Below are 13,309 nucleotides of genomic sequence, written 5' to 3' on the forward strand. Positions count from 1 at the left end.
GCTATGCGCATGGACCCATCCCTGCTCTTTTCCGTGTACCTCGTCGGCGGCGCGGTGCGCGATCGCCTGCTCGGACGCAGTGGCGGCGATCGCGATTACGTGATCGTCGGCGCCACCCCGCAAGCGCTGCTCGACGCCGGCTTCAAGCCGGTGGGCAAGGACTTCCCGGTATTCCTGCACCCCGATACCGCCGCCGAGTACGCGCTGGCGCGCACCGAGCGCAAGCAGGGTCACGGCTATCACGGTTTTGCCTTTCACGCCGCGCCCGAGGTGACGCTGGAGCAGGATCTGGCACGCCGCGACCTGACCATCAACGCCATGGCCGAGGACGCGCAGGGGCGCGTGATCGATCCCCATGGCGGCCAGCGTGATCTGCAGGCGCGCGTGCTGCGCCACGTTTCTCCCGCGTTCGTCGAAGACCCGGTGCGTCTGCTGCGCGTGGCGCGTTTTGCCGCGCGCTACGCGCCGCTGGGGTTTCGCGTGGCCGATGAAACCCTGGCACTGATGCGACAGATGGTGGCCAGCGGCGAGATCGACCATCTGGTGTCCGAGCGCGTGTGGACGGAGACGCGCAAGGCGCTGGCCGAGGCGCAGCCGTCGGCGTTCGTGCGCGTGCTGCGCGCCAGTGGCGCGCTGGCGCGGTTGTTCCCCGAGGTCGATGCGCTGTACGGCGTGCCGCAACGCGCCGATCATCATCCCGAGATCGACTGCGGCGTGCATCTCGAGCTGGTGCTGGACATGGCCGCGCAGCTGGCGCCTGGCAATGACCGCATCGGCTTTGCCGCGCTCGGTCACGACCTGGGCAAGGCGCTGACCGCGCGCGCCGAGTGGCCACGCCACGTCGGCCACGAGCAGCGCGGACTGGCGCCGCTGCGTGCGCTGTGCGCGCGGCTGAAAGTCGGCGGCGAACACGCCGATCTGGCCGCCGCCGTGTGCCGCTATCACCTGGATGCGCACCGCGCGCTGGCGCTGCGTCCCGGCACCTTGCTGCAGTTGCTGGAAAAACTCGACGCGCTGCGCCGTCCGCAGCGCCTGCACGAATTCCTGCTGGCCTGCGAGGCCGATGCGCGCGGACGCCTCGGACACGCGGATGCGGCGTATCCGCAGGCCGCGCGGCTGCGCGCCGCGCTGGCGGCCGCGCACCATGTCAGTACCGCGCCGCTGCTGGCGCAGGGCCTGCAGGGCCCGGCGCTGGGCGCTGCGCTGCGCGCTGCGCGCTGCCGCGCGATCAGCACGGCCTGTCCTGCAGCAGGTGCCGCGCATGCCCCACGCTAGGTGCCTCGAGTCCAGCGTGCGCGCATCCGCCATGGCATCCGACACCGCCCGCGTCAGCGTGCTGATGGTGCTGGCCGACAGCGGCGCGGGCGCGCTGGAGGCCGCGCGCCGCGCGCTGGCCGCGCCGGAATGCAGCGAGCTGATCGTGCTGGACAACGCCAGTCGCGATGGCATTGCGCAGCGCCTCGCGCGCGAGCATGCGGACGATGCGCGCGTGCGCGTGCTGGAACTCGGCGCCAATCTCGGCTTTGGCGCGGCGATGAATCGTGGCGCGGCCGTGGCGCGCGGTGACTGGCTGTTGTTGCTCAATCCCGATTGCCTGCTCGCCGCCGACACCCTCGCGCGCCTGCTCGCCGCCGCGCAGGACGGGGCACTGGTCGGCGCCATCGTCTGCGATACGCAGGGTCGGCCCGACGCGGCCGCCTGGCGGCGCGCGCCCACGCTGCGCCGCGTGCTGTGCATGATGAGCGGGCTGGCGCATTTCGAATCACGCTGGCCGGCGCTGGCCGGGGTCAACCGGCGCGATGCGCTGCCCGCTGCGACGGTTCCGGTCGAGACGTTGTCCGGAGCGCTGCTGCTGCTGCCGCGCGCGGTGTTCAATCATGTCGGCGGTTTTGATGCGGGCTATTTCCTGCACTTCGAGGATCTGGACCTGTGCGCGCGCGTGCGTGCCGGCGGCACGCCGCTGCGCCTCGCCGGCGCGGCGCGCGTGCTGCACGCCAAAGGTGGTTCCTCCGGCAGCCGCGCGCTGTTCGTGGCGCGGCACAAGCACCGCGGCCTGCTGCGCTATCTGCGCACGCACGATGCCGCGGCGCGGCGCTGGCCATGGCGCGCGCTGTTGCCCGCGCTGGTCTGGCTGCACTTCGCCATGCTGGCGCCGCGCCTGGCATGGCGCGATGCGCGCGCGCGCGGCCATGCTCGCGCTGGCGCCGGCATGGCCGATCGTTGAGGGAATCCGTCCTGCTCACGCAAGTCGCGTACCCGGCAAGTCGATTCGTCGCGGCGGCGCCATGACCGTGCACGGCAACCTTGTCCTGATTGACGCGACGTTGACACATGCGCGCGGCAGCGCTGGGATAATGCCGGCATGGACATATCCGGCGGCGCTGCTGAAACCACCACCGCGCGGGGCCACGGCGACTTGCGCGCGGTGCGCCTCGATGGCCGCGAGCCGGCGGCCCTGCGCGTCGACGTCCTGCACGCGTTCCATGCGACCTTCGATCGCCATGAAAGCCTGCTCGAGCTGCTGCGCGACGACGCGGCATGGCTGGTCAAGCCGATCCCGCAGCGCCATCCGCTGATTTTCTATTTCGGCCACACCGCGGCGTTTTTCATCAACAAGCTCATCCTGGCCGAATTGATCAGGCAACGCATCGATCCCGAGCTGGAATCGCTGTTCGCGGTGGGCGTCGATGAAATGAGCTGGGACGACCTCGATGACCGGCACTACGAGTGGCCGACGCCGCAGGCCGTGCGCGCCTATCGCCGGCGCGTGCGCGACGTCGTCGATGGCCTGATCCGCAGCCTGCCGCTGGATGCGCCCATCGACTGGGACAGTCCGTGGTGGGTGATCCTGATGGGCATCGAGCACGAGCGCATCCACTTGGAGACTTCGTCCGTGCTGATCCGCCAGCACAAGCTCGAATACGTCAAGCCGCACCCGGCCTGGCAGCCGTGCCGTGACAGCGGCATGCCGCCGCGCAACGCGCTGGTAGACGTGCATGCCAGCCAGGTGCGCCTGGGGCGCGATCGCGGGCAGCCGCACGTGTATGGCTGGGACAACGAATTCGGCGCGCACGCGGCGGATGTCGCGGCGTTCCAGGCCGCGCGCCAGCTGGTCAGCAATCACGAATTCCGCGCCTTCGTCGAGGCCGGTGGCTACGCCGACGACAGCCTGTGGAGCGAGGAAGGCGCGGCGTGGAAGCGCTACGCGCGTGCCGAACATCCCGCGTTCTGGGTGCGTGGTGCCGGCGCCTGGCGTCTGCGCCTGCTGGCCGAGGAAGTGCCCATGCCCTGGGACTGGCCGGTGGAAACCAACTTCCACGAGGCCAAGGCATTCTGCAACTGGCTGGCGCGGCAAAGCGGTCAGCCGGTGCGCCTGCCCAGCGAGGACGAGTGGCACGCGATGCGCCAGCTCGCCGGCATCGCCGACGGGCCGCAGCCACGGCCCGCGCCGGCCAACATCGAGCTGGACCATGGCGCCTCGTCGTGCCCGGTGACGCGTTTCGCCCAGGGGCCGTTCTGCGACCTGATCGGCAACGTCTGGCAGTGGCTGGAAACGCCGACGTATCCGTTCGCCGGGTTCGCGGTGCATCCGCTCTACGACGACTTCACCACGCCCACCTTCGACGGTCACCACAACCTGATCAAGGGTGGTTCGTGGATTTCCTGCGGCAACCCGGCCCTGCCGGTTTCGCGTTATGCCTTCAGACGGCACTTTTTCCAGCATGCCGGGTTCCGCTACGTGGTCAGCCAGGCCCGCACGCAACTGCCCGAGTCGCACTACGAAACCGATCGCCTGGTCGCCGAATACTGCGAGTTCCACTACGGCGATCGCCACTTCGGCGTGCCCAACTTCCCGCAGGCGCTGGCCGAGCTGTGCAGCGCGGCGATGGACGGGCAGCCGGCGCGCCGCGCGCTGGATCTCGGCTGCGCCACCGGGCGGTCGAGTTTCGAGCTGGCGCGGCATTTCGAGCACGTCACCGGCATCGATTTTTCCGCGCGCTTCATCAGCGTGTGCACGCACATGGCCGAGCAGGGCACGCTGCGCTACGCCTTGGTCGAGGAAGGCGAACTGGTCAGCTATCGCGAACGCACCCTGGCCGAGCTGGGCCTGGTCGAGGCAGCGCGCAAGGTCGAGTTCTTCCAGGGCGATGCCTGCAACCTCAAGCCACTGTTCGGCGGCTACGACCTGATCCTCGCCGCCAACCTCATCGACCGCCTGTACAGTCCCGCGCAGTTTCTCGGGCAGGTGCACGCGCGCATCAAGCGCGGTGGACTGCTGGTCATCGCCTCGCCCTACACCTGGCTGGCCGAGCACACCCGGCGCGAGGAGTGGATCGGCGGTTTCCGCAAGGACGGCGAGAATCACACCACGCTCGACGGCCTGCGCGACATCCTCGGCGCGCATTTCGATCGCGTCGGCGAGCCGCGCGAGCTGCCGTTCGTGATCCGCGAAACGCGGCGCAAATTCCAGCACAGCCTGTCCGAAGTCAGCGTCTGGCGACGGCGCTGACGGATCGAGTCCCCGCCATGCCGGCATCCGACCTGCAAGACCGTGTCAGCGGCGCCCTCCTCGGCGCATTCATCGGCGAAGCCCTGGGCGTGGGCCCGCACTGGTATTACGACCTCGATGCGCTGCACGCCGACTTCGGGCCGTGGGTCGCCGACTACACCACGCCCAGGCCAGGCCGCTACCACGCGGGGCTGCGCGCGGGGCAATCGTCCCAGCCCGGTTGGCTGCTGGAGCTGACGCTGCGCAGCCTGGTCGAGCGCGGCGCCTACGACGAGGCCGATTTCTGCCGTCGCATCGACACGCAATTCTTCCCCCTGCTCGACGGCACGCCGCAGGGCGGGCCCGGCGGCTACACCAGCCAGTCGATGCGTGAGGCCTGGCGCAAGCGCGTGCAACAGGGCCTGCCGTGGGGACGCGTCGGCGGCCATGCCGACAACACCGAAGCGGCCGAGCGCACGCTGGCCATCGCGGTGCGCTACGCGCATGCGCCGCGTCAGCTCGCCGGCTTTGTCGGCGCCAACACCGTGCTGACGCAAATCGATCCGACCATCGGCGCGATGACCACCGCGTACTGCGCGGTGCTGGGCCTGCTGGTCCAGGGTCATCCGCTGGATGCGCAGATTTCGACCCGGCTGATGGCGCTGGTGCGCAGCGGCGAGCTGCCATTCCACACGGTCACCGCCGCGGCGCTGGATGCCGTCCCCGCGAGCGCCGAAGCCGCGCCGCGGCCGGGGCAGTTCGCTTCCCCCGATGCCTTGCTCACGCCGGGCAACATCGCCCGCGCCGCCGCCGATCCCGGGGTACGCATCGAACCGGCGTGGAAAGCATCGCTGGTGTATGGCATGCCCTGCGCGGTGTACCACCAGTTTCCCGCCGCGTACTATCTCGCCGCGCGTTTCGCCGATGACTTCGAGGCCGCCGTGCTGCACGCGATCAACGGCGGCGGCCAGAATCAGGCGCGCGCCATGCTCACCGGCGCGCTGGTCGGGGCGATGGTCGGTCTGTCCGCGATTCCGCAGCGTTTCATCGGTGGCCTGGAACGCGCCACGCAGCGCATGGAGTGGGCGCGACGGCTCGCGGCGCAAATCGAACGCGCCTAGGCGCGCCGACTCCGATCGCGCAGCCCAGTCGGTCGCCACGCGATGTCCGGCCGTGCGGCGCAGTAGCATGCGGCATGGGCAAGGGTGGGGGAGACACCATGATCCGCATCATCACGGCTTTGGCGCTGCGGCTGTTGGCGATGTACGTGCTGGCTACCCTGGCTTTGTCGCTGACTGTTTTTCTGCTGCAGACGCGTTTCGAGTGGGGTGCGCTGCGCGGTGACAATTGGACCTACCTTGGGGGCGTGCTGGTCGTATTCGTGCTCGTTGCGGGGATCGGCGCACTGTTGTGGCGTCTCGGTACGCGTGCGCTGCGTACGGCCGATCGACACGATGGCGGCATGGTGCCGGCTGCGCCGAGTCGCACCGATTTACTCACGCTGCAGCGCACGCTATTCGCTTTGCTGGGCCTCTACTTCGCGGTGCATGGACTGCTCGGTTTGCTGCGCGACTTGGTATTGCATCTGGACCGCAACGTGCCTTGGGTCGCCGACTTCGCCAGCATGCCGCTGGCGTGGTTGTTGCAATTGGTCGAACTACTGATCGGACTGGCGATCGTGGTTGCCGCGGTGGGGCCGAGGGCGGTGTTACGGTGCTGGAGCCGTAGACATCAGGCCTGACCGACGCACCACAACTCAGAGGCTGTGAAAAATTCGAGCGCCGTGGCGACGGTCGCAGCAGGCGGGCGTTTTTTTCCCCAGCCTCTCAGCCCATCTCCAGCGGATCGACATCCAGCGACCAGCGCAGGGCGCGCGCCTGCGGCAGGGTTTCCAGCACCAGCGCCCAAGGCTTGAGCGCGCGGTGCAGCGCGCCGCGCTGTGCGCCGGCCAGCAGCAACTGGCCGCACCAGCGCGGGCCGCGGCGCGGCAACGGCGCCGGCATGGGGCCGATGATTTCGATGGCGGCCTCGCTGGGCAGCGCGGTGCGCGCGGCGTCGAGAAACGCGAACAACGCGGCCTCGTGCGCGGCCTCGGCGCGCAGCAGCGCGTGATAGGCGAACGGCGGCAAGCGCGCGGCGCGGCGTTCGTCGAGCAGACTGGCGGCCAGTGCGTGGTAACCGCCGCTGAGCAATTGCAGCAGCAGCGGATGGTCGGGGTGGCGCGTTTGCAGCAGCACGCGCCCGGGCTGCGTGCCGCGACCGGCGCGGCCGGCGACCTGCACGATGAGCTGCGCGAGGCGCTCGGGCGCGCGGAAGTCGATGCTGTACAAACCCTCGTCCACGCTGGTGACGGCGACCAGGGTCAGGCGCGGCAGATCGTGGCCCTTGGCCAGCATCTGCGTGCCGACCAGCAGCGCCGGGCCGTGCTCGGGCAGGCGCGTGTCCAGCGCGGCCTGCGCGGCACGCGTGCGCGTGGTTTCGCGATCCACGCGCAGCAGCGGAATGTCGGGAAAGCGCTCGGCCAGCGCCGCCTCCAGCCGCTCGGTGCCATGCCCTTGCGCCTGCAGCGCGCTGCTGCCGCAGGATGGGCAGCACGGCGGCACCGGCTGCAGGCGTCCACACAGGTGGCACTCCAGCCGCTGCGCGGCGCGGTGCCAGGTGAGCGGGCGCGCGCACTGCGGGCAGTCGGCGTGCCAGCCGCACTGCGCGCAGCTCAGCACCGGTGCGTAGCCGCGGCGGTTGCGGAACACCATGGCCTGCTCGCCGCGCGCGAAGGTTGCGCCGAGGGCATCCAGCAGCGGCGCGCTGAGGCCGTGCTCGCTGCGCTGGCGGCGCAGGTCGATCAGTTCCACATGCGGCGCCGGGCGCGCGTTGGCGCGCGCCGCCAGGCGCAGGTGCGCATAGCGCCCGCGTGCGGCGTTGTGCAGGCTTTCCAGCGCCGGCGTGGCCGAGCCCAGCAGCACCGGGATGCCGAGCGCCTGCGCGCGCTTGAGCGCCAGATCGCGCGCGTGGTAGCGCAACCCGTCCTGCTGCTTGTAGCTGGCGTCGTGCTCCTCGTCGATCACGATCAGGCCGGCGCGCGGCAGCGGTGCGAACACCGCCGAACGCGTACCCAGCAGTACACGCGCTGCGCCGCTGCGCGCGCGCAGCCAGGCCTCGGCGCGCAGGCCGTCGCTGAGCCCCGAGTGCAGCAGGTCGATGCCCACGCCCAGACGCTGTTGTAGGCGCTGCGCGGTTTGCGCGATCAGGCCGATCTCGGGCACCAGTACCAGCGTCTGCCGGCCCTGCGCCAGCACCTCGGCGATGCGCGCCAGGTACACCTCGGTCTTGCCGCTGCCGGTGACGCCATCGAGCAGGGTCACGGAAAATCCCGGTGGCTGCGCGCGCAGTTGCGCCAGCGCTTCTGCTTGCGCGGGGTTGAGCGCGGGCGCGGTGCCGGGCGTGGCGGCGCTGTCCGCGGCGGCGATGATGTGTCCGGCGCGGCGCAGACGCGCCAGCGCCGCGCGCTCGGCGGCAGGCAGCGTGCGTACGCACTGGGCAGGCAGCTCGGCTGCAGCCAGACGTTGCAGCAGCGCCAGACTGGCGCCGCGCGTGCGGCTGGTCTGCAGCGCGATGCGGCCGGCGTCGCTCAGCATCCAAGTCTGCGCGCGCAGCTGTGGCAACGCGCGGCCATCGCGCAGTGCCACCGGCAGCGCGTTGAGCAGGGCCTCGCCAGGGCTGCCAAGCCAGTACTCCGCGGCCCACAGCACGCTGGCCAGCAGCTCGGCATCGAGCAGTGGCACATCATCCAGCAGCGCGTTGACCGGCTTGAGTTGTGCCGCGGGCAGATCGCTGCACGCCATGCACGCGACCACCACGCCGATGCGTGTGCCGTGGCCGAACGGCACGCGCACGCGCAGGCCGGGCATGGGCGTGCGAAATGACTCCGGCAGGGTGTAATCGAACAGCCGCCGCAGCGGTACCGGCAGTGCCACGCGCAGCACGCGCGGCGAGGCGTCGGGTTGCGTCATGTTCGTGTGCGGCTGCGCAACTTCGCGTGGCAAAGGCCGGATTCCGAAAGGATTTGCGGCTTATCCACATGGCTTGTGGATAAGTCTGTGCATGGGACGCTGCATGGCAGCGTGCGCACCTTGCCACAGCACGCGGCGGCTTGCCTTGGTCACATTTTCAACAAAGCGTCACATAGTCATGAAAACAGATACTTGCGTGGTGATGCCGGGACGATTTCACGCGCAGCAAACCGTGCCGCGTGCGCGACCGGGTGCAGCTTGCCCAGCCTTGCGCTGCTGTGCACAACGTCTGCCGCGGATGAAAAATTCCTATTGCGTGGCGGCCAGCAAGCCCGCGGTCTGCAGCCAGGCCACGGTGTCATCGGCCATGGTTTGCAGCGGCTGATGGCGGTAGCCCAGTTCAATGCGGGCGCGGGTGTCATCCACGCACAGATGATGGCAGGCCAGGGCCACGCTTTCGCGGGTCAGCGCGGGCGGCCGGCCGGTGCAAACCGCGGCGGATTCATCCAGCACGGCGCGCAGCCAGAGCAGCGCATGCGGCAGGGTGCGGCGCGGCGCGGGCAGGTGCAGCGCCCGCGCCAGCGCCGCGACCAGCGCGCTGAACGGTGCCGCCGCGCCGCCCAGCACCCATGCCCGCGCTGCCGCCGGATGCATGGCCGCCGCCACGTGCGCGGCCGCGACCTCGCGCACATCGGCGAACGCACCCACGCCGGGTGGCGCGCCGGGCAGGCGCCGCGCGGCGATGAGTTGCGCCAGGCGCGACCAGTTGTGGCGATCGCCGGGGCCGAGGATGTGGCCGGGCTGCAGCACCGCGGCGCTGATGCGTCCGCTCTGCGCCGCGGCGCAGACCAGGGCCTCGGCCGCGGCCTTGCTGCGCGCGTAGTGCACCGGTCCGTGCAGGCCGAGACGTGGCGAGTCCTCGTCGATGCAGGCTGCGGTCAGGCCGTACACGCTGATGCTGGAGGTGTAAACGAAACGCGGCACGCCGGCGGCGATGGCGGCATCCAGCAGCGCGCGCGTGCCGTCGACGTTGATGCGCCACTGGCGCGCGCGCTCGCGTCGCCACACGCTGGTGTCGGCGGCGATGTGGAACACGACATCGGGCGCGGGTGTGAGTGCCCGTGCCAGCAGCGCGGCGTCGTCGATCTCGCCCTGCACCACATCGACCCCCGCGGCGGTCAGCGCCGCGCGACTGGCATCGCTGTGCGCCAGCGCGCGCAGCGTCACGCCCTGCCGCTGCAACGCGGCGCGCACGTGGCCGCCGAGGAAACCGCCGGCTCCGGTGATGAATGCGCTGCGCATGTCAGGCCTCGTCCGGGCGTCGCGCCGCAAGCATCGGTGCCACACCGGCACCGGCTACACTGCGCGGCTTTCGCATCACAAGCAGGCATCATGGCACGCGTCGATACGCGCCGGTTCGCGGATGAAGCCTGGAGCACGCTGCGTCTGGCGCTGCCACTGATCACCGGGCAACTGGCGGCGGTCGGCATGAGCGCGGTCGATGCGGTGATGGCCGGGCACTACTCGGCCGACGTGCTGGGCGCGGTGGCGGTGGGCGTGAGTCTGTGGTCGCTGGCCGTGGTCACCGCGATCGGCCTGATGATGGCGCTGCCGCCCTCGGTGGCGCAGTTGGTCGGCGCCGAACGTCGCGCTGAAATCGGTCCACTGTTCCGCCAGGCGCTGTGGCTGGCGTTGAGCATGGGCTTGCTGCTGTTCGCCGCGGTGCACTGGCTGGCGCCACAGGTGGTGCGCGCGCTGCACGTCGATCCGCGATTGTGGCCGCAGGTGACCGAGTTCCTGCACGCGGTGTCCTTCGGTGCGCCGGCCATCGCCTGTTATTTCGCGCTGCGTGGTGTGTCCGAGGGCATGGGGCATACGCGCCCGACCATGTATTTCGGCGTGCTGGGCCTGGTGTTGCTGGTGCCACTGGACTACGTGCTGATGTACGGCAGGCTGGGCGTGCCGGCACTGGGCGCGCAGGGCAGCGGCATGGCCACGGCGCTGATCCTGTGGGCGGAGCTGTGCGGTTTCGCGCTGTACATGCGCCGTGCGCGCATCTATGACGGGCTGCATTTGTTCAAGCGCCCGGAGCCGCCGGACCTGCGCGCCTTGGGCGCATTGCTGCGCCTGGGCATGCCGATGGCCTTCAGCCTGCTGATGGAGGCGGGGCTGTTCGTGGCCGCGGCGCTGGCCATCGGGCGCCTGGGCGCGGACGTGGTGGCCAGCCACCAGATCGCGCTCAACGTGGCCTCGGTGACCTTCATGCTGCCGCTGGGCCTGGCCATGGCGATCACCGTGCGCGTGGGGTTCGCGGTGGGGCGCGGCGATACGCGCGGGGTGCGCTACGCCGGTTACAGCGGCATCGCGCTGACCCTGCTGACGCAGAGTTTTTCCACCGCGCTGATGCTGGGTTTTCCGCACGCCATCGCCGCGATCTACACCGTCAACCCGCGCGTGATCGCGCTGGCGGCGCAACTGCTGGTGCTGGCCGGCATCTTCCAGTTTTCCGATGGCATCCAGGTGGCCTCGGCCGGCGCGCTGCGCGGGCTCAAGGACACGCGCGTGCCGATGTTCATCACCGCGTTCGCGTATTGGGTGGTGGGTTTTCCGCTGGGCATCTACCTCGGCTTCTGGCACCACCTCGGCGCGCGCGGCGTGTGGATGGGCCTGATCGCCGGGCTGAGCATGGCCGCGCTGCTGTTGTTCGCGCGCTTCGTGCGCCGTGCGCACCGGCTGAACCTGGTGACCGATGGCGGATGACGCCCGTGCCGGGCTGGGCTAGGCTGCGCGCTTTCACAGGTACGGGACACGGTCATGGCCGACGTCAAGCAGCGCAATGGATTCCTCGGCTTCATCAGGGTGCTGTGGCGCGGCATCAATATCACCCGCCAGGCCATCCTCAACCTGATCTTCTTCGGCCTGCTGCTGATCATCATCCTCGCCGCCGCGCGTCGGCCGCTGCCCTTGCAGGACAAGACCGTGCTGGTGCTGCAGCCCAAGGGCCAGATCGTCGAGCAGTACAGCATCGACCCCGCGCAGCGCGTGATCGCAAGGCTGTCCGGCGAGCCCATCCAGCAAGTGCAGTTGCGCGACCTGCTGATGGTACTCAAGCACGCCGCCACGGATCCGCATATCAGCGCGGTGTTGCTGGACACCTCCGACCTGCAGACCGGCACCTGGACCTACGCCAGCCTGCGTCAGGTCGGTCACGCGCTGGATGAGTTCGAGACCAGCGGCAAGCCGGTGATCGCCTGGGCCAGCGGCTACGACCAGGGCCAGTACTACCTGGCCATGCACGCCAACCGCGTGCTGCTGGATCCGGCCGGCAGCGTGTTGTTCACCGGCTTCGACAGCTACCAGCCGTATTTCAAGGATCTGCTCGACAAGCTCGGCGTGAACGTGCATTTGTTCCGCGTCGGCGAATTCAAATCCGCGGCCGAACCGTTCATCCTCAATGGGCCCTCGCCGGCCGCGCAGGAAGCCAACGCCTACTGGCTGGGCGGCCTGTGGAACCAGTGGCTGGATTCCGTGGCCAAGGCGCGCAAGCTCACCCCGGCGCAGGTCAAGCAGGACATCGACGACATGCCGCAAGGCGTGGCCGCGGCCGGTGGCGATCTGGCGAAAATGGCGCTGGACGAGCACTTCGTCGATGGTCTGGCCACGCGCGCGCAGGTCGTCGCCGAGCTGCGCAAGCTGAGCGCGCCGGAAAAAGACGGCTACGGGTTCCGTGGCGTCGGCTTCGGCGAATATCTGGCGCGCATCCGGCGCGATGCACCGAAACTCGACAATCGCCCCGAGGTCGCCGTGGTGGTGGCCGAAGGCGACATCATCAGCGGCCCGCAGAAGCCGGGCAGCATCGGCGGTGCCGAAACCGCGCGGCTGATCCGCGCGGCGCGCGAGAACAAGCACGTCAAGGCCATCGTGCTGCGCGTCAACTCGCCCGGCGGCGCGGTCTATCCGGCCGAGTTGATCCGGCGCGAGGTGCAACTGGCGCGCGCCGCCGGCAAGCCGGTGGTGGCTTCGATGGGCAACGTGGCCGCCAGCGGCGGCTACTGGATCTCGATGGACGCCAACCAGATCGTCGCCGAGCCGGACACCATCACCGGCTCGATCGGCATCTTCGGCCTGTACTACAACATTCCCGACACGCTGGCCAAGATCGGCATCCACACTGGCGGTCTCGGCACCACGCCATGGGCCGGCGCGTTCGACATCACCCGTCCGCTGGATCCCAAGCTGGGCGCGACCATCCAGCAGATCATCGACCACGGTTACATGCAGTTCGTCGGCGGCGTGGCCAAGGCGCGCGGCAAGACCTTCGAGCAGATCAACGCCATCGCCCAGGGTCGCGTGTGGACGGGTCGTCAGGCCGTTGCACGCGGACTGGTGGACAAGCTCGGCGGCATCGACACCGCCATCGCGCTGGCGGCGCAGGACGCCAAGCTGGGCAAGAACTATCGCGTGCACTACATCAGCGAGCCGATGAGCCCCTTGCAGCGCGCGCTGATGGGCTTCGGCGACAGCGCGCTGGCGTCCATCGCCATCCACCACGGCTTCACCCTGCCATCATGGATGGCCAGCTTCGCGCCGCGCGTCACCGGCCCGCTGCAGATGCTGCAGAACGCGCGGCCCGGCAAGGTCAACGCCTACGCGTATTGCTTCTGCGGGCAGTAGTAGATCGGCACGCGGCACGCGGCACGCGGCACCCGGCAGCGTCCGGGTCGCCGCGCGCGGCCTCCTGCTGGTCGTGCCGAGCGCAGCGAAGCCTCTCTTCCGCGCGTCTGCGCACGGCGCCAAGGCGGGTTCCGTC

At 69.9% G+C, this 13,309-nt stretch carries 9 protein-coding genes; 7 read left to right on the top strand and 2 right to left on the bottom strand.

Translation table 11 applies throughout. The features are described from left to right. Positions 1-9 precede the first annotated feature (9 nt). From Mschef_RS03215 to Mschef_RS03235, 5 genes are all read left to right on the top strand, one after another. On the top strand, positions 10-1,275 hold the full coding sequence (locus Mschef_RS03215) for a multifunctional CCA addition/repair protein (protein ID WP_081126805.1): 1,266 nt from the start codon (positions 10-12) through the stop codon (positions 1,273-1,275). A 31-nt stretch (positions 1,276-1,306) separates the two neighbouring features. After that, the gene (locus Mschef_RS03220; RefSeq protein WP_081126372.1) at positions 1,307-2,224 is read left to right on the top strand and encodes a glycosyltransferase; all 918 of its coding nucleotides are present in this window, start codon (positions 1,307-1,309) and stop codon (positions 2,222-2,224) included. Positions 2,225-2,362: 138 nt separating this feature from the next. Beyond that, the gene (gene ovoA / locus Mschef_RS03225) at positions 2,363-4,510 is read left to right on the top strand and encodes a 5-histidylcysteine sulfoxide synthase (RefSeq protein ID WP_081126373.1); all 2,148 of its coding nucleotides are present in this window, start codon (positions 2,363-2,365) and stop codon (positions 4,508-4,510) included. A gap of 17 nt (positions 4,511-4,527) precedes the next feature. Next, complete coding sequence (locus Mschef_RS03230; RefSeq protein ID WP_081126374.1) at positions 4,528-5,610, top strand: ADP-ribosylglycohydrolase family protein; 1,083 nt, start codon at positions 4,528-4,530, stop codon at positions 5,608-5,610. 98 nt (positions 5,611-5,708) lie between these two features. Then, complete coding sequence (locus Mschef_RS03235) at positions 5,709-6,230, top strand: hypothetical protein (RefSeq protein WP_081126375.1); 522 nt, start codon at positions 5,709-5,711, stop codon at positions 6,228-6,230. A gap of 85 nt (positions 6,231-6,315) precedes the next feature. Here Mschef_RS03235 and Mschef_RS03240 read toward each other — a convergent pair whose 3' ends face one another. Continuing rightward, a complete protein-coding gene (locus Mschef_RS03240; protein ID WP_081126376.1) occupies positions 6,316-8,499 on the bottom strand; it encodes a primosomal protein N' in 2,184 nt (727 codons plus the stop codon). A 309-nt stretch (positions 8,500-8,808) separates the two neighbouring features. Then, positions 8,809-9,801, bottom strand: coding sequence for an NAD-dependent epimerase/dehydratase family protein (locus tag Mschef_RS03245; protein ID WP_081126377.1), 993 nt, complete (start codon positions 9,799-9,801; stop codon positions 8,809-8,811). Positions 9,802-9,891: 90 nt separating this feature from the next. On the opposite strand from Mschef_RS03245, the gene Mschef_RS03250 reads away from it, so the two are divergent. Both Mschef_RS03250 and sppA read left to right on the top strand, forming a co-directional pair. After that, entirely contained in the window at positions 9,892-11,259 is a 1,368-nt protein-coding gene (locus Mschef_RS03250) for an MATE family efflux transporter (protein WP_081126378.1), read from the top strand. 54 nt (positions 11,260-11,313) lie between these two features. Beyond that, a complete protein-coding gene (sppA, locus tag Mschef_RS03255) occupies positions 11,314-13,173 on the top strand; it encodes a signal peptide peptidase SppA (RefSeq protein WP_081126379.1) in 1,860 nt (619 codons plus the stop codon). The last annotated feature ends 136 nt before the right edge of the window (positions 13,174-13,309 follow it).

Source organism: Metallibacterium scheffleri, assembly GCF_002077135.1.
GTDB lineage: Bacteria > Pseudomonadota > Gammaproteobacteria > Xanthomonadales > Rhodanobacteraceae > Metallibacterium > Metallibacterium scheffleri.